Consider the following 21143-nt stretch of genomic DNA (forward strand, 5'->3'; position numbering starts at 1 on the left):
GAGTCTAAGCAGGCATTATTTACAAACAGCAGCCATAAAAAAACCGCACAAGTGCGGTTTAAGGTGAGCCAATTTTATAGCTTAGCTTTTTGGTTTAACGTAAAGCACTAAGTTATGTTCAACTAAGTCATAACCGTACTCTTCTGCAATTTGGTATTGAAGCTTTTCAATTTCTTCATTCATAAATTCAATGACCTTGCCAGTTTTAACGCAGACCATGTGATCATGATGATCCCCACGATCCAGTTCAAATACACTGTGGCCGCCATCAAAATTGTGACGCTCCACTAAGCCTGCACTTTCAAATTGAGTCAAAACACGATAAACCGTGGCTAAGCCCACTTCTTCGTCGGCTTCCATCAAGGCTTTGTAGACATCTTCAGCACTCATGTGCGGTTCGGTCGCCGCTTCAAGTATTTGCAGTATTTTGACACGAGGCAGTGTCACTTTAAGGCCGGCTTTACGTAATTCTAAATTTTCATCTGGCATGAGGTATACTCTTTGGTCGTTGCGAGTTACGCAACTTCGGGTATTATGCATTCATTAATTAAGTGACGGTTATTCTACATGTTTCGATTTATTATCACAGCCACAGTTTTCATATTGTTAAGCGCTTGTTCAATGCAGGTTTATAAACTGAATATTCAACAAGGCAACATCGTCACTCAAGACATGCTAGAGAAGCTTAAACCTGGCATGGATAAACGCCAAGTAGCTTATATCATGGGCAATCCAGTGCTTAAAGACACCTTCTCAACAACCTTTTGGGATTATAGCTACCGCACTGAACGCTACGAAGATGACGTAAAAGCTTATAGTGTTCGTATACATTTTGATCAAGCTGAAAAGTATACTCATTATGAAGGTGAGTTACCTGAGTCAACACAACCTGAACTGCAAGATGCCGATGAAAAGCCAATTAAGCTATTCGGGGAGTAATACATCCAGCATAAAAAAAGGCCCTTAACGGGCCTTTTTTATGCTGACTTATCAGCTTTGGCTTTAACCGCCGCTTTAGCTGCTCTGTTAGCTCTGGCAGCTTTAGGGTCAATGATTAAAGGTCGGTATATCTCAACCCTGTCGGCATCCCTTAGTACCTCTTCTTTTGGATTACGTACAGCCTTACCAAAAATCCCGATTTTTGCGTCCTCAAGCTGAATTTCTGGAAACACATCGCAAATACCTGATTGCTGCGCTGCTTGAAAGACTGTCGTGCCTTGCGTGACATCTAATGCAATTATCTGTTGTTTTTCAGGGGTAGCGTAAGCCACTTCTACTTTAATTAATTGGGACATATTATGCTCCATACACCGCATCAGCCCGCTTAACAAACGCATCAACCATGGATTTAGACGCTTGCTTAAAAATAGGGCCTAATGTGAGTGATAAAATTTTACCCTCAACCTCAAAGTCTAATTCAAACGTTATTTTACAAGCATCTTCATTGAGGGATTTAAACGTAAATCTACCATCGAACTTCGAAAATGGACCATTGACCAATTCCATTGTCATCCAGTCGGGCTTCTGCTTTTGATTCCGCGTAGTAAAGGTTTTTTTAATGCTGCCTTTACTCACCGTCATACCTGCAACTAATTCCTCTTCGGTTTCACTCACCAGATGAGCCGCTACACACCAAGGTAAGAATTCAGGGTAAGACTGTACATCACACACCAGTGCGAACATACGTTCGGCACTATGCGAAACAATAGCAGAGCGTTCGATACGAGACATATTACTACCTTAAGAAGGAATCAAGCCGTTTACGAGCACAATGACGACTGCCACTGGTGCAATAAACTTCAAAATAAAACGCCACACAGTATACATGAGCGGCGATTCCATTCGTACTTCTTCCTGTACATCTTTACCGTTCATGACCCAACCAACAAACACCGCAATCAATAACCCACCAAGCGGCAACATGATATTAGCCGTTAGGAAATCAAGCACATCAAAGAAGTTTTTACCAAATAACGTATATTCAGCCCACAGATTAAACGACAGCAAGCTGCCAATACCCAGCAACCAAATAATAATGCCAATCCAAGTAGCGGCTGAAACGCGACTCATGCCCTTACTTTCAACAGCCCACGCCACCACAGGCTCTGCCAGCGAAATGGCCGAACTTAAAGCTGCAAACGCCACCAATAAGAAAAACAAGGTACCAAACAAGGTGCCTGCTGGCATTTGTGAAAATGCTAATGGCAAAGTCTGGAATAATAAACCCGGCCCTGCCCCCGCCTCTAATCCGTTAGTGAAAACAATCGGGAAGATAACTAAACCCGCAATGATCGCAATCAAGGTATCCAGACCTGCAACCATCAAAACGGTTTTACCCACAGACGCCTTTTGTGGCATGTAAGCCCCATACGCCATGATCGCTCCCATACCCAAACTTAATGTAAAAAAGGCATGACCCAACGCCACGATAATGCTTTCGTTATTAATTTTTGAAAAATCAAAACTGAACATAAAGTTGATACCCAGACCAAAACCTTCGGTGCTCATGGAATAGCCAAGTAACAACAATAAAATTAAAAACAACATAGGCATAAGGACACTTATGGCTTTTTCTAATCCTTTATTCACCCCGCGAGACACTATGCCAATGGTTAGCACCATAAAAATAGTATGCCAGCCTAATAATGCCTCAGGATTCGCCAATAAATCACCAAACGTAGCGCCGACAGAATCACTGGTCGCCCCGTCGAAAACACCACCGGCCATACGAATAACATACGCCAATGACCAACCAGCAATCACAGAATAAAAAGATAAAATCAAGAACCCAGCAATAGCCCCCATCCAGCCAATGCCACCCCAGAATTTAGGTGCCCCCTGATCCTTCACTAATGCGTGCATGGTATTAATTGGACTTTGGCGACCCAAGCGCCCCAGCGTCACTTCCGCAATCATCACGGGAATACCTATCAAACAAATGCATAACAGATAAACCAAAACAAATGCGCCGCCGCCATTCTCACCAGCGATATAAGGGAACTTCCAAATATTTCCCAGCCCCACAGCAGAACCGGTTGCTGCTAAAATGAACAGCCAACGGCTGCGCCACAGTCCATGCATACTTTTCTGTTCTGCCATGAGCATTCTCAATATATTTGTGTTGGGCTTATTGTCTTTAATTTTTTAGGCTATCTCAAGGAAATCACCTATACATATGGGCCAATGGCTTAAATTACCTTAAAAATCCGCTATTTAGCGCGTATCTTTTTGGCGAATTCGCCCCTATAATCGCAACCATGGCAAAGAGTAAGAAAAAAACTAAAAATACCGGCTCCAGCATTTGCGAAAACCGCCGCGCCCGTCACGATTACCTACTCAGTGAAAAAACCGAGTGTGGGCTTGCCCTGCTCGGCTGGGAAGTTAAAAGCATCCGTGCTGGTAAAGCTCAACTTGTGGACGCCTTTGTGCAAATCCACCAAGGAGAGGCTTTTCTTCACGGCGCCAACATCACACCACTGAATACCGCCAGTACCCACGTGATTTGTGAACCACGTCGTCAGCGAAAATTACTACTTAAACGTAAAGAAATCGACAAGTTCGAAATGAACGCCAATGCCAAAGGATACACCTTGGTTGCCTTAGAAATGTACTGGAAAGGCCCATATGTCAAATGCAAAATTGCCCTAGGTAAAGGTAAACAAGCACACGACAAGCGTGAATCTGACAAGCAAAAAGATTGGAACAAACAAAAAGAGCGTATTATGAAGCACAACGTACGCTAGAAGTTAAAACCAGAAAATCAAAACCGCTTATTCTAAACAGAACAAGCGGTTTTTTTATGCAAAACAAATACTTAAAGGCATATATATTCTTCATCGTAAGATTATCACCTTGTAAAACCCGCACTTCGCCCATACAATCCACTTAACCAAAAAGCTTTTGGGGACGATTTTGGATTCGACGCCGATGATGAAGCTTGAGGTGCATGTGGTGAGGGTATAGCGATCACCTAAATCCCCGTTGTACATTTTAATAGTCGCAAACGACGAAAACTACGCACTAGCGGCTTAATTGCCCGCTAACCTCCGAGTCTGGATGCTTATGGACAGACAACGAGGGCATCGCAGCATAAGCTCGCACGGGAGGCTCGCCTAAGGCCAAACTGCTAAATAGTATTAGGCTCGCCCTAAACGCCCTGTCTCTCGGGCCGTGATGGGTTAATCTAGTAGAGTGACTAAACATGTAGAGCCGATAGGGGAGTGTTGGCGGACGCGGGTTCGAACCCCGCCGTCTCCACCAAAATCAAAAACCCAAGTAGTTGATCTACTTGGGTTTTTTTCTTAAATAACAATGAACCATCAAAGGGTATGTCTACAATCTGACTACACCATTGAGTTAACAGGACTAGGATGTTCGATTTTACGCATGCATATATAAAAGAATCTTTCGCAAACTTCATTGGCAATAAAGCCAGAAATGAAGAGATTTTTTTATCATCCTCCCCTCTTACGCATGACCAAACGCTAGATAAGCATCTAATGCACTTGTTTCTGGACGCATTCCTATCCACTCAAGGTAGCTTTGTATTTCATCACGAAGAAGATATAAACCTCAACGAAGCCTACATTCATACTGATGAGTATTTTGCTGGGAAATACAGCCTTCATTCACTCGCCAATAAATTATCAAAATTGCTATACAGGGTGAGCACCCACCCAAACATTTTAAGTGGCGAGCTATTCATAACTAGAATTAACGACATCCGAATAAACAAAAAGCAACACGACATAATCGGCATATTCAAATCAGAACAAAAGAAAAACCTAATTCATCTAGAGCAATCTGATACAAAATTAAATGCAAAGGTTATTTCAGGCATTAGCCCTGACGCATTAGATAAAGGAGCAATCATAGTTCCTGCCAACGCTGGATATCGAATTTTCATATTCAACAGGAAAAAGGCTGATTCTATTTACTGGAATGAATCATTTCTTGGGTGTATTCCAGAGAAAGACACCTTCCTAAAAACGAAGCACTGCATAGATGCATGCCTACAATTTCATAAGAAGCACCTTACCCCGTCAGAAAACCCTAAAAGCTCGATTGAGATTAATAATTCCATCTACCAGTATTTCAACGAAAACAAGAAATTTTCCTCTTCGGATTTTGCTGAGAGCATCGGCCTAACAAAGGCACAAACCTCTGAATTTCACGACCACATCGAAAGATATGAAAGCAAAAATAATATAAAGCTATCATCCACATTCAAATTAGATTCAACACTTGATAAAAAACTGCAATCAAAACTAAAGAAAAACTTAAAACTAGATAACTCAATAGAGATAAAAATCCCACTAAACGAAGATTCTGCAAAGAAGAATATTGAAAAGGGGTATGACAATTCTAGAAAGATGAGTTACTACAAAATCTATTTTCACGAAGAGAGCTAAAGGGAACCTATGTCTGAGTGGTCAAAAAAAATTGGGGAATATGGTGAAGAAGTCACCGAAAAATTTCTTGAAATTATTGGATGGATCCACCCGGAAAAAGGGCTTGATATTGATTGCTCGGATCCTCAGAAGCATAAACTCGCTTCATCTAAATCAGATAGAAAAAAACATGGGCTCGATTTCCTACATTATCAAACATCACCCTTTTTCGACCATACTCTAGACATTCATTGTATTTCATCAAAATACAAAGCCGAGAAATATCCTTCAAGCCCTATAAATGATTTCAAAAATCATCTAATTGACCTAGCTACAACAATGGAATGCTTCGAAAAAAGCAATGAACTGAAAGAAATAAAAAAAGACCTAGGAGGCCGAGCCAGAAAAGTTCGAATAAGCGGAATATTAATCTGGCTTCACAGTAATAAATCTGGTAGAGAGTATGACGATTTACTAGAGGAAGTTAGCAAGATTCAACTACCCTCAGACGTTAAATTCAAACACCCGATATATCTAGTTGACAACAAACAAGCAAACTTTATATACAGTTGTCACCAATTTATGAAGCTGAATTACCCCAACCAAAAGATTTCATATTTTTATCAAAAGACTGGGAATAACAACACAGCAACAACTGAACGGTTTTTCTCAGGCTGCCAACTTCCAGTAAACCTAATTACTTCTGGAATTTATATCTTTAAAGCTGAAGACACCTCCATCCAAAAAAATTCCTTATGTTTCATAACCAATACCCCCTTCTCCAAAGATAATTTAGATAAAATTATCGGCTTAGCTCACGATATATCACAAGATCTTTCGAGCAATATAACTATTGCCTTTGAAGACTATAACGCGCTATACAACAAAAATGATGTAAGTAAAGCGCTTCTAGGGTTTTCCGATGACTCCTTTACAAAAAAAATCACTATTACCAATATAAATCAAAATGGAGCAGGCTAATGGAGAAGGATATCCAGAAAAAAAAGAAACTACCATACGGAGACGAATTAAAACTTTTGCTATCTCAGCCAGAGCTAAGTGAAAGCTATTTACGGGGATTTCTTCAAAGCAACGGCATATTCACAGGGCTGAAAAGTAAATCTAGCACTGTGCCACTACTGTGCTCCACACTTTTAGCACCAACTGCTTACAGTGACTTAATAGACCACCGAAGGGAAAAGGAAAACAAAACCAAGCATAGATCTGAAAACCTAACTTGCTCTACAAACGAGACTTTAAAAGAGGTTTTACCAGATTTAAACATTGAAGAAACATGCGCTTCTGAGTTTAATGAATATGTATTTACCGTAAGTCCAGAGCTATCAATGGTGAATAACGACCAAAATCACTTCTCTATTGAGTATGAGATTGAGGAAAACAATCACATTGATGCATGGACCGAACACAATAAAAAGCACAAAGCCTCTGTTGAATTTAAGAAAGATAAAACCGGCAGCATAGAAATACTCACCCAAAGCACATACACAGGAAAACCAACTGAAGAAATTAATAAAAAGATTTTATCGCAAGTAAAGAGTAGCCTAAGAGCGAACAACAAAATTGAAGACAAAGAGAGCAGAGTACTATTTTCGAGCTTCGATAACAAAAATCGAATTCAATTTATATGGGAGACTACATCAGGCCTCAATAACGCTGATATAAAATTCACGAAGATATCTGACATAGATCTAAAGGCAGATGATAGTAAGTCACCCCCTTCAACACTAAATATTGACTGGATGAAGGATAAGATTAATCGTATGCACCTGAATGGAGAAGCACTTCAAAACACTGTATTTCTTTCAAACAAGCAATATTATGACTACTTATTAATATGGCGTGTAGAAGCATACTTCACTTTTGACCTATTAAATTCCAAGGGCAGGTTTAAAGCAACATTTCAATTCTCCAATTTCCCAAAATCAGAGAGTGGCGAGTTTGTTATTGAAATTGATAGCATTACTCCCGACAAGGAATATAAAAGCGTTTCTAAATCAGCGATACGTAAAGTACTTCTAGAAAAGCTCAGCGATCATAAGCTTTCAATATATGAGAAGTACTCTAGTTAAGAGGATTAAATCGAATTGCATCCTGAAAGTGTTCCGGAGCAAAGTGGGCATATCTCATTGTTACAGTAATCGAACTATGCCCCATAATTATTTGTAATGCTAAAATATTGCCGCCATTCATCATAAAGTGACTTGCAAAGCTATATCGCAACACATGAGATGACTGCCCTTTGGGTAGTTCGACCACTGACTTCGCTAGTGCTCTTTAAAATCCACTAAATAATAAGCTAAAATCACCCCATTTTAAAAGGCGATGCAAGGTTTAGAAGATAACTAGCGGTTTAACTTAGTAGTTTGTTATAAGGCAGGAAGATGTGCAAGGTAACAAGTAAGATCCTATAAAAATGCCCTATAAAAAATAGGGCATTTTTTTGCAAAATAGTATTCATAACAACAGCGTATTTATGAAAGTTTATTTAGCTGTGTCTGGTGTTTCATTCACCACAATAACTTTACGGTGGGGGAATGGAATCTCAATGTCATTTTCATCTAAGGCTTTTTTGATTAGCTCTGGCACGCTATAAAGCACGTCAAAGTAGTTTTCGCCGTTACAGAATGGACGCACAATAAAATCTACTGAGCTGTCATTAAGTGTTTCTACTTCAACAAAAGGCGCGGGGGTTTTCAGGATGTGCGGGTGGTTTGCTAAAACGCCATCAATAACCGCGCGGGCTTTATCTATATTTTCTGCGTAAGCAATACCAAAACGCATATCTACACCACGCACAGGGTGATGGGAGTGATTGATGATTTGCTGGCCCCAAATTTGGCTATTTGGAATGATAATCTGTTGGTTGTCGAAGGTTTGTAGAATAGTAGTAAACATATCTATTTCAGTCACATTACCAAAACGTCCGGCCGCATCAATGAAATCACCTACTTTATAAGGGCGGAAAATAAGTAACATTACACCCGCTGCAAGGTTGGACATGGCTCCTTGCAATGCCAAACCAACCGCTAAACCTGCCGCACCCAAAAGCGCCACAATAGAGGCCGTTTGTACGCCAAAACGATTTAATACCGCGATAATAACGAAGGCTAAAATGATGTAGCGTGTAACGCTACCTAAAAAACGAAATAAAGTGTCATCTAATTGAGGGTGTTTTTTACTGATGCCAATCACCAGTTTATTTGCACTGCTAGCAACCCATAGCCCGATAAGCAAAATCACGATGGCAAGCAGAATGTTCGTGGCCCAATCGAGAGCGACAGGGAAGTATTGGTTAACGTCTAGGTTTGTGAGCAATTCCGACACTGTAATATTCCTTTCTAATAAATAAGTCGATAAACGATTAAATTCTGCGCAGATACTAGGTCTAAGCGTTGTTAATGTAAAGCTGTATTGCTTGGCTGTTTATACAGCAAAACAATTAGGTAAGTTTTAAAAAATAGTCAGTAAAAAAATGCCCTACTCCTTTTGCTGGAATAAGGCATTTTTCATTGTGATGCGAAGGCTTTCTACACTAAATTAGTAAGGTACTCTTTCCACTTAGCAGTTTTACCGTAGTAAGAGCCGTGTGGTAAGCGAGTTAATTTGCCATCTTGTTCGATGATTAACGTTGGGTAACCGCTGACTTGTAGCTGCCCCATTAAACTATGGCTTTTTTGTATTTCTTTAGTCATGGCAGGTTCAGCACCTGCCATTTTATCTTTCCAAATCCCGCCATCAAGTCCAAGTGTTACCGCTAAGGCTTGTAACGCTTCGGGCTTATCCAATGATTTGCCATCTTGATAATGGGCTTGTTGAATCGCCTTTAACATTGTGTGTGGCTCAACACCCATTTCAATACCAACCATGAATGCTTGAATTGGTAGGTAAGAGTCCACAACAAACTCATCGGTACTCGCTACTCTTGCTTTGTATGCATCACCAAAGTGTGCTTTTGTCATGGCTGCTATTTGAGCGTCAGCCTGCAAAATATGCTGTCTGAAAGCGGGCTCAATGGCACGCTTTGGAATCATGCCACCTGGGTGGTAAGCAATCTCGAACTTTCCCATATTCGCTAGTATTTCAATTAAAGAGGTTGCGCCATAACACCAACCACACATTGGATCGAAAAAGTAATGAACGTTTACCATTTCATTTCACCTTTATGTACTTTCGCGGCGATGCTTAGGTTTAATGCTCCTTGAGCATTTGGGTATGTGGCAGACATTGTTTTGATAAACTCTGCACTATCTTTGCTGTCTTGCTTCACTTTTTGAAACGTGTTGATGTATTCAAGAGAGTAAGCAATGTTATCCACCGTTAACTTAGTACCTTGAGACATATGGCCCGGAACAACTGTGGTTGGCTTAAGATCTATCATTTCTTTCAGTTGTGCTTTCCATGCTGTTTGAGATTCATCAGATTGCGCGTCTGCCATCCACAAATGCATGTTACCGAATATGGCTACGTTACCGACAATCGCTTTGCTTGACGGTATCCAAAGATAAGGGCGATGAGCCAATACTCCTTCAGTACCGCGAATCTCAATAGTCTGACCATCAACCGTCAAAATAGGCTTGGTGTAAACCACTGGAACAATAGGGTTTACAGGGGCATTAACACCCATTTTAGGCCCCCAGAATCCAACCTTACCCGCCATTTTCTTTTTAAGTACGGCCCTTACCGCTGGTGTGGTGATAATGTCCGCTTTCGGGAAAATCTCATGTAATGTTTCAGCACCAAAGTAATAGTCAGGATCTGCTTGGCTGATAAAAATGGTTTTCAGTTCTTTATTGGAATCCAGTACTTTCGCTGCAATGCGCAAGGCATCTGCTTTAGTGAAGCCAGCATCAATTACCATGGCTTCTGTTTCACCGTATACCACAGTTGACGTCACGCCGAAGCTGGTCGGTGCGCCATTGTATACATCTAAAGTCAGAGCTTTTGAGTCTGTTGCAAAGGCTGAGTGAGCCATAAGGGCAGAAACGACTAAGGTAATCAGTTTTTTCATGTTTTTCTCCAACGTTCGTTATTTAATAGGTGCAGGCATAGTAAAGAATTGACGTGAACGGAAAAACACACAAAAATGAGCATTATTGTTTCTTAAATCGTTCTAATGATTAGGTGAATAAAAATGGATCGAGTCATTGCTGCCAAGGTATTCATTGATGTGGCTCAGTCTCGCAGTTTTACTGCCACTGCGGAACGCTTAGGTATGTCTCGGCCCATGGTGACCCGCTACATGGAAGCCATGGAAGACTGGCTGAAAACACGGCTACTGCACCGAACTACCCGAAAAATATCTTTAACCACAGCAGGAGAGTCCTGCCTAAAAGACGTGGAGCTTTGGTTAGAGCAAGCAGATAAAATTACTTCCCTCGCCAATATAGGTAAAGAATTGTCTGGCTTGGTACGAGTGACCACTAGTATGTCGTTTGGTTTTTCACAGCTAATGCCTGCCATTCAAGCTTTTATGGATGAGCACTCCCAAGTTCGCATCGACATTGATCTTGAGGACAGTGCAGCGGATCTGACGGAAAAGAGCATCGATCTTGCTTTGCGCATCGCTTCTAATCCAGACCCTTCCTTAATTGGTAAACCCATTGCCCTGTGTGAATCGGTATTGGTGGCGTCGCCGGATTATCTACAACAATCACAAGCAAGCGTCGGTGGGATTAACCACCCACAGGACTTAACTCAACATAATTGCTTGGGCTACAAAAATTTTGAACAACACATATGGCATTTATCAAAAAATGAGCAATTTGAATCCATCACTGTAGACTGTCGCCTCACCATTAACGAAGCTAACGCGCTATTACATGGAACATTGAATGGCATCGGTATTAGTATGCAACCAACTTATCTGGCTAATCGCTATATCAAGGATGGTAGGCTCATTCATGTACTACCAGAATGGAAGCCCAAAGCACTTAGCATTTACGCCTTATATTCTTCCCGAAAACACTTGTCACCCACCGTACGAGCTTTAATTGATCACTTAGAAAGTTACTTTGCTGCACATCATTGGTGATCATTAAATGTCACAGAGCCACATGAAACATGACTGGCATTAAAATGGTATTTCTAAACGTCCAAATAAGAAATTAGAATCTGTAATCTCTTTACTATCATTGTGTACCATTTCAAGTACATAACGCACAACCGCTTTATTCACAATCGAAGCATCAAAACTTAACGCTAAAGAAGCCTGATTAATTTCCACATCGTTAACACCTGCCACACCATCAACCCCTTCAATTTGATAGCGACGATAAGCAATACTCACGGCCTCACGTTGCAATGAAAGTGGAAACTTAAAATAGTAAGCTGAGCCATTAAATACTTTAGATAAATTCACTTCACCATATGTCACTTGTTTTGCAAATACATCCCCCAATAAACTAGGAATATGAAAACTACTTGGATCATTACCGATAAAGCTCACATTACTTTCAAGTTTAACGCCCTGATATTCTGCACGATTAGCATTGGAATCGCTCGCCGCATATTTTCCGTTAAATCCTGCATAAAATTCCAAGGGTAAATCCGTGGAGAAGCCAAACGTAGAACCAGTTATATTATCCCCTCGATCATGGGTGACAAAAAAGTTCGAATGCGCTATTTCATTTGTATAAAAGCTATGACCAAATGATTGCTGCCGAGATACTGAAACATTAAGCGACACAGGTTCACGATCTAAATCAATATAGTCTTGATAATAACCTACTTGTAATTGCCCCGCCCAATAGCCTTGTTTCAGAAAAGGTAATTTAACATCTAAGGCTATTCCATAATCACGGGTATCAACAAAAGCGGCCACATCTTCAAGTCCGTTATCGGCCACATAAAAGGCATCAACCCCGTATAAAATAAAATGTTCATTATTACTATAGCGAGTACCTAATAGAAGACTTTGATAACCATCTTTTTGGGCTTTTAATGTCAGTTCGTTATACCCCAAAGGATCTGAATAAGTGACAAATAAATTGGCAGAGGAATCTCCGTTTTCATCTTCTCCTGCTATAAAACTACCCATTGTGTAACTGAAGTTATTAAAAAAACCATATTCCATTGGTTCATCAAGTGCTATTGATTCAACTTTATCAAAATTAGAAAGGCGATCATGTAATGGATGTTCGATGTCGTCCCACATGAGCTTCACTACATAAGGGTCTTCATCACTAATATTTAGATCAATTAGAGCATAGTAATAATCATCGGCAGAGATAGCCTCAACAATCACTTGATTGTCACCGGCTAATTTAGCAGCCACTACGTTATCGGCATTCAGCACACGGCTCACATTACCGTTATTTACCTTATATAATGAGCTGCCCATTTTACTATTAGCAATGAAATATACAGCGCCACTGCTATCAACATCTGCCACAATACTGTAAAAGCCATCTAGCGTGTACAAGGCTTGTTTATCGCGAAATAATGTTCGCTTCTTCCCATTTTGAATAAAATAATATAAGTGGTCATCTTTAACTATGACCGATGAATTCACCGCAGCATAGAACTCGTCACCCACAAACAATTGAGGGCTAACATAAGATTTGGTTGTGTCAAAATACACTTCTTGTCCATCGCTCAAATAGCCTTGAATAATTTTACCTTCGCTACCGGGCTTAATCATGCCATCTTCGTCGAACAAACCCTGAGTGATACGCCAAGGTGAAGTATGGCGAGCACTAACCGTATAAAAGCCATCTTCTAAAGGGAATACACGGCCCAACGCAAGAGATGCTGTTTCGTATTTTATTGTTTTATTTTGCTTATTATATTGGAACAACTTAGGTGAACTCACACCGCGCTCCATAGTCAGAAACAGTACTTCTGAATCCTTAGTATTCATGTCAGAGTAATATTTTGAACGGCCTAAAATATGTCCTTCTGCTAATTTTACTGACCGTGCTTCATACTCCATTTTTTCAGCCCATGCTGAGAATGTAGTATTAAAATTTACCCCAAATGTTTCTTTGGTTGGCTCATTGACGGTAAAAGGGAAATACCAATTTTTCGAGCGATTCTTAAAATACTTATTTGTTGTATCTAAGCCATATGTTTCAGCGAGATAATACTGATATTGCGAACCAAATATGTAATGGCCTTCACCATAAGGAAAGTTCTTAGTTTGATTATACATGCGCTCTTTTGTTAAATTCCCTGCTTTTGCATGCACATAATTCATTGCTCTGTATCGCCCACTATAAAGTCGCCCGCCTCGACCATGCCACGATTCATTTAATACAGCATTTCCCTCTAACATAAAGCTAGATTCAAATAAATTAGGTGTAGTCGCTGGAAAAAACGGAAAGAAGATGCCGCCATTTCTGAACACTTTAAACATGCTACTGGATACGACATTTTCTTTAGCATTAACCTGATAGTTATGTGCTGTTTCATGTAGCAGCAACATATCCAACCATGAACTTGATGAAAAATAATCAGGCAGCTGTGCCCCACCCATATAATTAACTTGGCGATTAGACGGAAATTGAGTAGAAAACCCATTAGCGATTTGATTATAAGATGATATAAGCCCTACGGATAACTGAGTATCCATTTGGTAACCAAATGTGTCTTCATAGATTGGCTGCAACAACATTTCAAAGCCTGCTGTATGCTCTGCATGCTGTTTATTTTCCTCTGTATATATAATATTCGTATTATTCACATCTTGAGATAAATAAGGCTTATCTTCTGCTACCACTGAATAATTTGGAAATACGATTTCATTTGCCTGAGCAGTAGCAGATAGCAGTAGCACCCATAGAATTTTCATGATTTTTACTCGTATTTTAATACGTGGAAACATATATAAATTCAATGTAATTAACAAGTAAACTCCACTATAAATCCATACATATGCATCATCAAAGTTGAACTGTGCAATTAATAATATGTATTGAAGGTATAATTTATAGGAAGGTACTTAATGACTGTTAACTTATAATACAAGTAATGGCTGAGTTTGAATTTTTAATAATTTTGCTTTAGTGGTTTATATCAATATTGCGCTGAATTCATTCACTCTAATGTTAAAACAATTCCACATCATTAGAGTTTTCTATCGTGCTATCCTGAAGATCATTATAGACAACTTGATTCCGCCCTTTATTTTTAGCTCCATATAAGGCGGAATCTGCTAACTCTAATAAACTCCGCTGACCAACTTCTGGATTTAAAAAAGTAAACCCAATACTGACGGTCACTTTCCCAAATGAAAAATCATAATCCTCGACCGACTTTCTGAAACGCTGCAATGCTTTTTCAGCCTGTTCTTTAGTCGCACGATTAACAATCACTAGAAATTCTTCGCCACCATAGCGAAATATAAAGTCGGTATGCCGGAATGATTTCTCCATTAATCGAGAAAACGTGATCAATACTTCATCCCCATATAAATGGCCAAATGTATCATTTACCTCTTTAAAATGATCAAGGTCTAAAATGGCTAGCCATGAGAATTTTTCTTCTTTTGAAAGATCTTTTTTCTGATAAAAATCAAACACCTGAGCAAGTATGACATCCATGGTTTGGCGATTGCGCAAATGGGTTAAATTATCTCGTTCCTTTGAATCAAGCAAAATCACTAATCGCTCATAGATACAAAACAACCCAGTAATAATATTTAACTCTTCATTAAGCACATTGCCTTTTGCAATCACTAGTCGCCGTGGTTTTACCCCTTCGCAAATATCAAACACAAGGAAAGCTTGGTTATCATGCTCTAATTGGTGCACACCTCCATAATACTTCTGAACCACGTTATCGATTAGCTGAGTATATTCATCTGATACATTATCATCTAATGATACGGGGAAACGCCGCGAGGAAAAATCCTGACCTTCTTTACTAGCACGGGCCAAACTAAAAATTTCATAACACGCAACGTCTTCAATGCCTTCATATTCCAACAATAGGCAGACCAACTGATGGGTCAGTTCTGGATAGTTTTTATGTTCCAATAACCGCAAGGCCAGTACAAATTCAGGGCCAAGCTCTTTGTGTGGCATGCATTGATCTCATTCAGATATATTTTTCAAGATGTCTTCTATGGTTAAGAATAGTAATGAACTGCATAATCTGCCAATCAGGTTCTCATGCAAAAAAAAGCCCCTTCATTCAACATGAAAGGGCCTAAAATCTTCTTTATTATCAGAGGTCTAGTTCATTTTATCTAAAACCTGTTCAAGGTTGGTGACTGTGCGATCTATGTTATGTAGCTTATCTAAACCAAACAAACCAATACGAAACGACTTAAAATCATCCCCTTCGTCGCACATTAACGGCACGCCTGCTGCGGCTTGCATGCCAAGTGCTGCGAACTTCTTGGTGTTTTGCATATCTGCGTCAGCAGTGTAGTTCACCACTACCCCTGGCGCTTGAAACCCTTCAGCCGCCACCGATTGAATGCCACGAGCTTCCAGCATGGCTCTCACTTTTTGTCCTAGTTCTAACTGCTCGGCTTTTACTTTTTCAAAGCCATATTCTTTGGTTTCCATCATAGTATCGCGGAACTGGGTCAATGCATCCGTTGGCATAGTGGCATGATAAGCATGGCCACCGTTTTCATAGGCTTGCATGATTTGTTGCCACTTTTTCAGGTCACAAGCAAAGCTATTACTGGTAGTGCCCTCTAAAACCGCCAGCGCCTTATCACTTAACATCACCAATGCAGCACAAGGAGATGCACTCCAACCCTTTTGCGGCGCGCTGATTAAAATATCCACACCTGTAGCCTGCATATCTACCCACACCGTACCGGATGCGATGCAATCCAATACAAATAGGCCACCAACCTCATGAACTGCAGCGGCGACTTGCTGAATATAATCATCCGGCAATATCATGCCTGAAGCGGTTTCTACATGGGGGGCAAATACCATATCAGGCTTTTGTGCTTTGATAGTGGCTACGACTTCTTCGATAGGCGCTGGTGCGAACGGCGCTTGCGGGCCATCGGCTATTTTACGAGCTTTAAGTACGGTCTCTTCACTTGGTAAGCCTGCCATTTCAAAAATTTGCGTCCAACGATAGCTAAACCAGCCATTGCGAATCACTAAACATTTTTTATTTTGCGCAAACTGACGAGCTACGGCTTCCATACCATAAGTGCCGCCACCGGGCACAACAACAACACCTTGAGCCCCATAAACTTGTTTTAAAGTACTAGAGATGTCACGCATCGCTCCCTGAAAGGTTTGCGACATGTGATTTAACGAACGATCTGTAAATACCACTGAATATTCTAATAGGCCATCTGGGTCTACTGTGTTTAATAACGCCATGTGGGCTCCTAAATCTTGTAAATGCGGGGCTATTTAAGAAGAATCCTTGATAAGAGTAAAGCGCTAATGAGACAAAACCATGATCCTATGGGACTTTATTGCCCACAAACCCGTACACTGAAAACCTTAGGTTTGATCCATATGGCTTAGATGTTTGCTATCTGCACAAACAGAGTGCTGCGAAACTACCTGTCTCATCTGCCATCATATAAACTTGGCCCAGATACCGCCCTTAATCAGGCTGGCCATTTTTCATTTTAGGATATGTTATGTTACGCAAATTGGCGTTTGGCGTGCTCATACTGATAATAGCTGCCGTGGTATGGCGCTATTATCATAATACTCAAACTCAACCCCGTGCCCAAAGAGCCGCTCCTGTTGTGCTATTTGAAGTCCAACCAAGTCAAATTAAAGCATCCCTTGAGGCCCTAGGCAGTGCTCGTGCCGCCGAATCTGTCACCTTAACTGCCAGTGTCACTGAAAAAGTCAGTAATATTCATTTCAAACAAGGGCAGTTTGTACAAAAAGGTGAGACTCTCATTACTCTCGCCAATGAAGAAGAATTAGCTCAACTCAGTATTGCTAAAATTGAACTGGCCGAGCAACAGCGTGAATACAAACGCATTGAAAAACTTGTAAAACAAAAGTCCGTCTCTGCATCGGAACTGGACCGTTTACAGTCATCCATTGATACCGCCCGTGGGCGCATAGCCCAAGTACAAGCCACACTTAAAGATCGCGTTATTAAAGCACCCTTTGACGGGTTACTAGGGCTGCGCAATATCAGCGTAGGCACGCTGTTAAAACCCGGTGACGAAATCACTACCTTGGACTCAGTGGATCATTTAGAAATGGATTTTGATTTAGCCGAAATCTACCTCCCAAGGATAAAAGTGGGTCAGGTATTAGATGCTCATAGCGTGGCCTACCCTGAACACATTTTTAAAGGTGAAATCGTCACACTGGATTCCCGTGTTAACCCCAGCACCCGCAACATTAAAGTGCGCGCGAAAATTGACAACCCACAGCGCCTACTTAGGCCCGGCATGCTGCTAACCCTAGACATCATCAATCAACAACGCACCAGCCTTATGTTGCCAGAAGAAGCGGTATTCATGCGCGCTGATCAACACCTAGTGTATAAAATCACAGACCACATGGTGGCAAAAGAGCAACAAATAGAAATTGGTTTGCGCCAAAATGGCAAAGTCGAAGTTATAAAAGGCTTAAAACAAGGGGATAACATTGTTTGGCAAGGTTTACTCAAGGTGAAGCCCGGGGCTAAAGTTAAAACCCAAGTTGAGTCTTGGCGGGGAGACAAAACATGATCATTACCGACATGTCGGTAAAGCGCCCAGTATTGGCCTCGGTTATTAGTTTATTGATTTTGGCCTTTGGTTTAGTGGCATTTGATCGCTTACCGCTTAGAGAATACCCAGACATCGACGCCCCTGTCGTGAGCATTCGTACGAACTACACAGGGGCCGCTGCCGCCATAGTCGAGCAGCGTATTACCCAATTAATTGAAGACCGCATATCAGGCATTGAGGGCATCAAAAACATTATTTCATCCAGTGAAGATGGTCGCTCAAGCATCTCTATTGAATTTAATATTAGCCGCAACATAGACGCCGCCGCCAACGATGTACGCGACCGAGTATCACGAATACTCAATAACCTACCCGATGACGCCGAACCACCGGAAGTAACCAAAGCCGGTGCCGATGACGACACCATTATGTGGTTTAACTTAGTCAGTGATCGCATGAACATGCTTGAACTCACCGACTACGCCAATCGCTATTTGGTTGACCGCTTTAGCGTACTTGATGGCATTGCCCGCATAAGAGTAGGCGGTGGTCTTAATTACGCATTACGAGTATGGATTGACCGCAAAGCCCTAGCCGCCCGTAACTTAACCATTGTCGACATTGAAGATGCCCTGCGCCGTGAAAATATTGAGTTACCCGCAGGTACGATAGAATCGGACCAACGTCAATTTACCGTTCGTCTAGAGCGGGCTTATCCAACCCCTGAGCAAATTGGCCAATTGGTCATTGGCAATAACACCGATGCCATTCGATTAAAAGATGTGGCGCGCGTTGAACTCAGTGCGGATGAAACCCGCAAATCATTTCGTGGCAATGGTGTCCCCATGGTGGGTTTAGGCATCACCAAACAAAGCACCGCCAATACTCTAGAGGTAGCACGCAAAGCACGCTCATTATTAGATCAAATTAACCCTGAACTGCCTGAAGGCATGGCACTCTTGCGCAGCTATGACAGCTCAGTATTTATCGAGCAATCCATCAAAGAGGTGTATCACACCTTATTCATTGCCATGGCCTTGGTCATATTAGTGATTTACATTTTTTTAGGAAATGTTCGCGCCACACTCATTCCCGCAATTACAGTGCCCGTGTCGTTAATGGGCACGTTTATCATTTTATACATGTTAGGCTTCACCATTAACCTGCTCACGTTACTGGCACTCATTCTTGCCATTGGAATGGTAGTAGACGATGCCATTGTTATGCTGGAAAATATTCATCGTCGCATCGACCAAGGAGAGCCGCCATTAGTCGCCGCGTACCTTGGGGCAAAGCAAGTGTCCTTTGCCATACTAGCCACCACCGCAGTATTAATTTCCGTATTTTTACCCATCATTTTTTTAGAGGGCGACCTAGGTAAACTGTTTACAGAGTTTGCCGTAGCCATGTCAGCGGCAGTGGGGTTTTCTTCTTTAGTGGCGTTATCCCTTTCCCCCATGATGTGCTCGCGTTTATTACACGCCAAAGAAAAACCCAACCGTCTTACACAAAAAACAAACGCGGCCTTAGATAAACTGCGCGAACATTACCAAGCCTATTTACAGCGAGCCATTAACCGCCCCAAACGTACCATTGGGTTGTTAATCGGTGCATTATTCGTTTGTGTGTGGTTATTCCAACACGTCCCCAGTGAGTTCACACCAAAAGAAGATCGTGGTGGATTCTTTATCGCCGTATCTGCCCCAGAAGGCTCCAGTTACGATTATTCAAAAAACTACATGGATGAAATTGAAAAGCGCCTCATGCCCATGGTAGATGAAGGTATTATCAAGCGCCTATTAGTGCGCACTCCCCGCAGCTTCGGCTCAAGCTCAGACTATTCCGGCGGATTTGTCATCGTCGTAATGGAAGATTGGAGCGAACGCCCACCCGCCACACAGGTTATGGGGCGAATTAATAAAAGCTTAAGCGATTTAGCCGGGGTTCGTGCCTTTGCCATCATGCGTCAAGCTTTGGGTCGTGGTATCGGTAAACCCGTTCAATTTGTATTAGGTGGTAGCGACTACAAACAATTAGCACAATGGCGTGACATCATGCTGGAAAAAGCCGCCGCCAATCCAAAACTCATTGGCCTAGACCACGATTACAAAGAAACCAAACCGCAAGTGTTGATTAATATCAACACACAAAGAGCCGCCGACTTAGGAGTAAGCGCAAAAGAAATTGGTAATACCTTAGCAGCCTTACAAGGCTCTCGTCGTGTTACAACCTTTTTAGAGCGCGGTGAAGAGTACGATGTCATATTAGAGGGTGAAAGAAGCTTGCAAACCAGCCCTCTGGATATGAAAAACATCTACGTTCGCAGCCGTTTTAACAACGAACTTATTCCCTTAGCTAACTTAGTTACCATTACCGAACAAGCTGATGCAAGCAAACTCAACCGTTATAATCGTGTGCGCGCTATTACCTTAAAAGCCAGTTTGGCTGAGGGCTACACATTAGGTGAAGCCATTAACTACTTAAACAGCCTCGCCAATACTCACTTACCAGCGCAAGCCGTCATTAGTTACAAGGGGCAATCTCAAGACCTACAAAGCAGCGGGCAATCCATTTACTTTATATTTGCACTTGCCCTTGTGGTGGTGTTTTTAGTATTGGCGGCGCAATTTGAAAGTTACATTCACCCTTTTGTAATCATGCTCACGGTTCCCATGGCCATGATCGGCGCATTAATTGGGCTGTATGTGTTTGGGCAATCCCTGAATATTTACTCGCAAATTGGTTTGATTATGCTGGTGGGGCTAACCGCTAAAAACGGCATACTCATCGTAGAGTTTTGTAATCAATTACGGGATCAAGGCATGGTATTTGATGACGCCATTATCCAAGCTGCCAGCATTCGATTACGCCCCATACTTATGACCGCCATCACCACTGCCTTTGGCGCGGTGCCACTGATTTTATCGTTTGGAGCAGGTGCTGAAACCCGTATGGTGATTGGCATTGTGGTATTAACCGGTATTATTGCCTCTACCATCTTCACTTTGGTGATTGTGCCTGTGATGTATCGCCTATTAGCACGCAATACAACATCACCACTGACCATGGAGACGGAATTAAATCGGCAACTTGATGAGCACAAAAAAGCCCACGATTAAGTGGGC

The 21143-nt window shown here is 41.5% G+C and carries 19 protein-coding genes and 1 other RNA gene; 9 read left to right on the forward strand and 11 right to left on the reverse strand.

Annotated elements, in window-relative coordinates; genetic code table 11:
• Positions 1-81: 81 nt before the first annotated feature.
• Entirely contained in the window at positions 82-489 is a 408-nt protein-coding gene (gene fur / locus ABWV45_RS13800; RefSeq protein ID WP_353352299.1) for a ferric iron uptake transcriptional regulator, read from the reverse strand.
• A gap of 78 nt (positions 490-567) precedes the next feature.
• On the opposite strand from fur, the gene ABWV45_RS13805 reads away from it, so the two are divergent.
• Entirely contained in the window at positions 568-939 is a 372-nt protein-coding gene (locus tag ABWV45_RS13805) for an outer membrane protein assembly factor BamE (RefSeq protein WP_353352300.1), read from the forward strand.
• A 38-nt stretch (positions 940-977) separates the two neighbouring features.
• On the opposite strand, the gene ABWV45_RS13810 is transcribed toward ABWV45_RS13805, so the two are convergent.
• The 3 genes from ABWV45_RS13810 to ABWV45_RS13820 are packed head-to-tail and all read right to left on the reverse strand — an operon-like array spanning position 978 to position 3099.
• Positions 978-1295 (reverse strand): RnfH family protein, encoded by a 318-nt coding sequence (locus tag ABWV45_RS13810; protein WP_353352301.1) that lies wholly within the window; start codon positions 1293-1295, stop codon positions 978-980.
• A 1-nt stretch (position 1296) separates the two neighbouring features.
• Positions 1297-1731 (reverse strand): type II toxin-antitoxin system RatA family toxin, encoded by a 435-nt coding sequence (locus ABWV45_RS13815; protein ID WP_353352302.1) that lies wholly within the window; start codon positions 1729-1731, stop codon positions 1297-1299.
• A gap of 9 nt (positions 1732-1740) precedes the next feature.
• Positions 1741-3099 carry a sodium-dependent transporter gene (locus tag ABWV45_RS13820; RefSeq protein ID WP_353352303.1) on the reverse strand — a complete coding sequence of 453 codons (1359 nt, stop codon included), beginning with the start codon at positions 3097-3099 and terminating at the stop codon, positions 1741-1743.
• Between the two features lie 158 nt (positions 3100-3257).
• On the opposite strand from ABWV45_RS13820, the gene smpB reads away from it, so the two are divergent.
• The 5 genes from smpB (at position 3258) to gapS4b (ending at position 7480) form a co-directional block, all read left to right on the forward strand.
• Positions 3258-3743, forward strand: a complete 486-nt coding sequence (smpB, locus tag ABWV45_RS13825) for an SsrA-binding protein SmpB (RefSeq protein ID WP_353352304.1) — start codon at positions 3258-3260, stop codon at positions 3741-3743.
• Between the two features lie 159 nt (positions 3744-3902).
• Positions 3903-4260: a transfer-messenger RNA gene (ssrA, locus tag ABWV45_RS13830) on the forward strand.
• A gap of 110 nt (positions 4261-4370) precedes the next feature.
• The gene (locus tag ABWV45_RS13835) at positions 4371-5411 is read left to right on the forward strand and encodes a nucleoid-associated protein (protein ID WP_353352305.1); all 1041 of its coding nucleotides are present in this window, start codon (positions 4371-4373) and stop codon (positions 5409-5411) included.
• 9 nt (positions 5412-5420) lie between these two features.
• Positions 5421-6371 carry a GapS4a family protein gene (gene gapS4a / locus ABWV45_RS13840; RefSeq protein ID WP_353352306.1) on the forward strand — a complete coding sequence of 317 codons (951 nt, stop codon included), beginning with the start codon at positions 5421-5423 and terminating at the stop codon, positions 6369-6371.
• Complete coding sequence (gene gapS4b, locus ABWV45_RS13845) at positions 6371-7480, forward strand: GapS4b family protein (protein ID WP_353352307.1); 1110 nt, start codon at positions 6371-6373, stop codon at positions 7478-7480. The genes gapS4a and gapS4b overlap by 1 nt, the downstream gene beginning before the upstream one ends.
• On the opposite strand, the gene ABWV45_RS13850 is transcribed toward gapS4b, so the two are convergent.
• The 4 genes from ABWV45_RS13850 to ABWV45_RS13865 form a co-directional block, all read right to left on the reverse strand.
• The gene (locus tag ABWV45_RS13850; RefSeq protein WP_353352308.1) at positions 7473-7667 is read right to left on the reverse strand and encodes a tyrosine-type recombinase/integrase; all 195 of its coding nucleotides are present in this window, start codon (positions 7665-7667) and stop codon (positions 7473-7475) included. The genes gapS4b and ABWV45_RS13850 overlap by 8 nt on opposite strands.
• A 225-nt stretch (positions 7668-7892) precedes the next feature.
• Positions 7893-8735 carry a mechanosensitive ion channel family protein gene (locus ABWV45_RS13855; RefSeq protein ID WP_353352309.1) on the reverse strand — a complete coding sequence of 281 codons (843 nt, stop codon included), beginning with the start codon at positions 8733-8735 and terminating at the stop codon, positions 7893-7895.
• Between the two features lie 203 nt (positions 8736-8938).
• Positions 8939-9559: a DsbA family protein gene (locus ABWV45_RS13860; RefSeq protein ID WP_353352310.1), complete on the reverse strand. Its 621-nt coding sequence runs from the start codon at positions 9557-9559 to the stop codon at positions 8939-8941.
• Positions 9553-10419, reverse strand: a complete 867-nt coding sequence (locus tag ABWV45_RS13865) for an MBL fold metallo-hydrolase (RefSeq protein ID WP_353352311.1) — start codon at positions 10417-10419, stop codon at positions 9553-9555. The genes ABWV45_RS13860 and ABWV45_RS13865 overlap by 7 nt, the downstream gene beginning before the upstream one ends.
• A 123-nt stretch (positions 10420-10542) precedes the next feature.
• Here ABWV45_RS13865 and ABWV45_RS13870 point away from each other — a divergent pair, with 123 nt between their 5' ends.
• A complete protein-coding gene (locus tag ABWV45_RS13870) occupies positions 10543-11442 on the forward strand; it encodes a LysR family transcriptional regulator (protein ID WP_353352312.1) in 900 nt (299 codons plus the stop codon).
• A gap of 39 nt (positions 11443-11481) precedes the next feature.
• On the opposite strand, the gene ABWV45_RS13875 is transcribed toward ABWV45_RS13870, so the two are convergent.
• The 3 genes from ABWV45_RS13875 to ABWV45_RS13885 form a co-directional block, all read right to left on the reverse strand.
• Positions 11482-14199 carry a hypothetical protein gene (locus tag ABWV45_RS13875; RefSeq protein ID WP_353352313.1) on the reverse strand — a complete coding sequence of 906 codons (2718 nt, stop codon included), beginning with the start codon at positions 14197-14199 and terminating at the stop codon, positions 11482-11484.
• A 256-nt stretch (positions 14200-14455) separates the two neighbouring features.
• A complete protein-coding gene (locus ABWV45_RS13880) occupies positions 14456-15433 on the reverse strand; it encodes a GGDEF domain-containing protein (protein WP_353352314.1) in 978 nt (325 codons plus the stop codon).
• 150 nt (positions 15434-15583) lie between these two features.
• Positions 15584-16708 carry an aminotransferase class V-fold PLP-dependent enzyme gene (locus tag ABWV45_RS13885; protein ID WP_353352315.1) on the reverse strand — a complete coding sequence of 375 codons (1125 nt, stop codon included), beginning with the start codon at positions 16706-16708 and terminating at the stop codon, positions 15584-15586.
• A 269-nt stretch (positions 16709-16977) separates the two neighbouring features.
• Between ABWV45_RS13885 and ABWV45_RS13890 the strand changes: the two genes are divergently transcribed.
• Together ABWV45_RS13890 and ABWV45_RS13895 are read left to right on the forward strand one after the other, a co-directional pair.
• Positions 16978-18036, forward strand: a complete 1059-nt coding sequence (locus ABWV45_RS13890; protein ID WP_353352316.1) for an efflux RND transporter periplasmic adaptor subunit — start codon at positions 16978-16980, stop codon at positions 18034-18036.
• The gene (locus ABWV45_RS13895) at positions 18033-21137 is read left to right on the forward strand and encodes an efflux RND transporter permease subunit (protein WP_353352317.1); all 3105 of its coding nucleotides are present in this window, start codon (positions 18033-18035) and stop codon (positions 21135-21137) included. The genes ABWV45_RS13890 and ABWV45_RS13895 overlap by 4 nt, the downstream gene beginning before the upstream one ends.
• The last annotated feature ends 6 nt before the right edge of the window (positions 21138-21143 follow it).

The organism is Oceaniserpentilla sp. 4NH20-0058, from assembly GCF_040371755.1.
Lineage (GTDB): Bacteria > Pseudomonadota > Gammaproteobacteria > Pseudomonadales > Oceanobacteraceae > Bermanella.

Excerpts from the sequence above, each read along its gene's own strand:
- fur (WP_353352299.1), bottom strand. The coding sequence starts at position 489 with ATGCCAGATGAAAATTTAGAATTACGTAAAGCCGGCCTTAAAGTGACA.
- ABWV45_RS13805 (WP_353352300.1), top strand. The coding sequence starts at position 568 with ATGTTTCGATTTATTATCACAGCCACAGTTTTCATATTGTTAAGCGCT.
- ABWV45_RS13810 (WP_353352301.1), bottom strand. The coding sequence starts at position 1,295 with ATGTCCCAATTAATTAAAGTAGAAGTGGCTTACGCTACCCCTGAAAAA.
- ABWV45_RS13815 (WP_353352302.1), bottom strand. The coding sequence starts at position 1,731 with ATGTCTCGTATCGAACGCTCTGCTATTGTTTCGCATAGTGCCGAACGT.
- ABWV45_RS13820 (WP_353352303.1), bottom strand. The coding sequence starts at position 3,099 with ATGGCAGAACAGAAAAGTATGCATGGACTGTGGCGCAGCCGTTGGCTG.
- smpB (WP_353352304.1), top strand. The coding sequence starts at position 3,258 with ATGGCAAAGAGTAAGAAAAAAACTAAAAATACCGGCTCCAGCATTTGC.
- ABWV45_RS13835 (WP_353352305.1), top strand. The coding sequence starts at position 4,371 with ATGTTCGATTTTACGCATGCATATATAAAAGAATCTTTCGCAAACTTC.
- gapS4a (WP_353352306.1), top strand. The coding sequence starts at position 5,421 with ATGTCTGAGTGGTCAAAAAAAATTGGGGAATATGGTGAAGAAGTCACC.
- gapS4b (WP_353352307.1), top strand. The coding sequence starts at position 6,371 with ATGGAGAAGGATATCCAGAAAAAAAAGAAACTACCATACGGAGACGAA.
- ABWV45_RS13860 (WP_353352310.1), bottom strand. The coding sequence starts at position 9,559 with ATGGTAAACGTTCATTACTTTTTCGATCCAATGTGTGGTTGGTGTTAT.
- ABWV45_RS13865 (WP_353352311.1), bottom strand. The coding sequence starts at position 10,419 with ATGAAAAAACTGATTACCTTAGTCGTTTCTGCCCTTATGGCTCACTCA.
- ABWV45_RS13870 (WP_353352312.1), top strand. The coding sequence starts at position 10,543 with ATGGATCGAGTCATTGCTGCCAAGGTATTCATTGATGTGGCTCAGTCT.
- ABWV45_RS13875 (WP_353352313.1), bottom strand. The coding sequence starts at position 14,199 with ATGAAAATTCTATGGGTGCTACTGCTATCTGCTACTGCTCAGGCAAAT.
- ABWV45_RS13880 (WP_353352314.1), bottom strand. The coding sequence starts at position 15,433 with ATGCCACACAAAGAGCTTGGCCCTGAATTTGTACTGGCCTTGCGGTTA.
- ABWV45_RS13885 (WP_353352315.1), bottom strand. The coding sequence starts at position 16,708 with ATGGCGTTATTAAACACAGTAGACCCAGATGGCCTATTAGAATATTCA.
- ABWV45_RS13890 (WP_353352316.1), top strand. The coding sequence starts at position 16,978 with ATGTTACGCAAATTGGCGTTTGGCGTGCTCATACTGATAATAGCTGCC.
- ABWV45_RS13895 (WP_353352317.1), top strand. The coding sequence starts at position 18,033 with ATGATCATTACCGACATGTCGGTAAAGCGCCCAGTATTGGCCTCGGTT.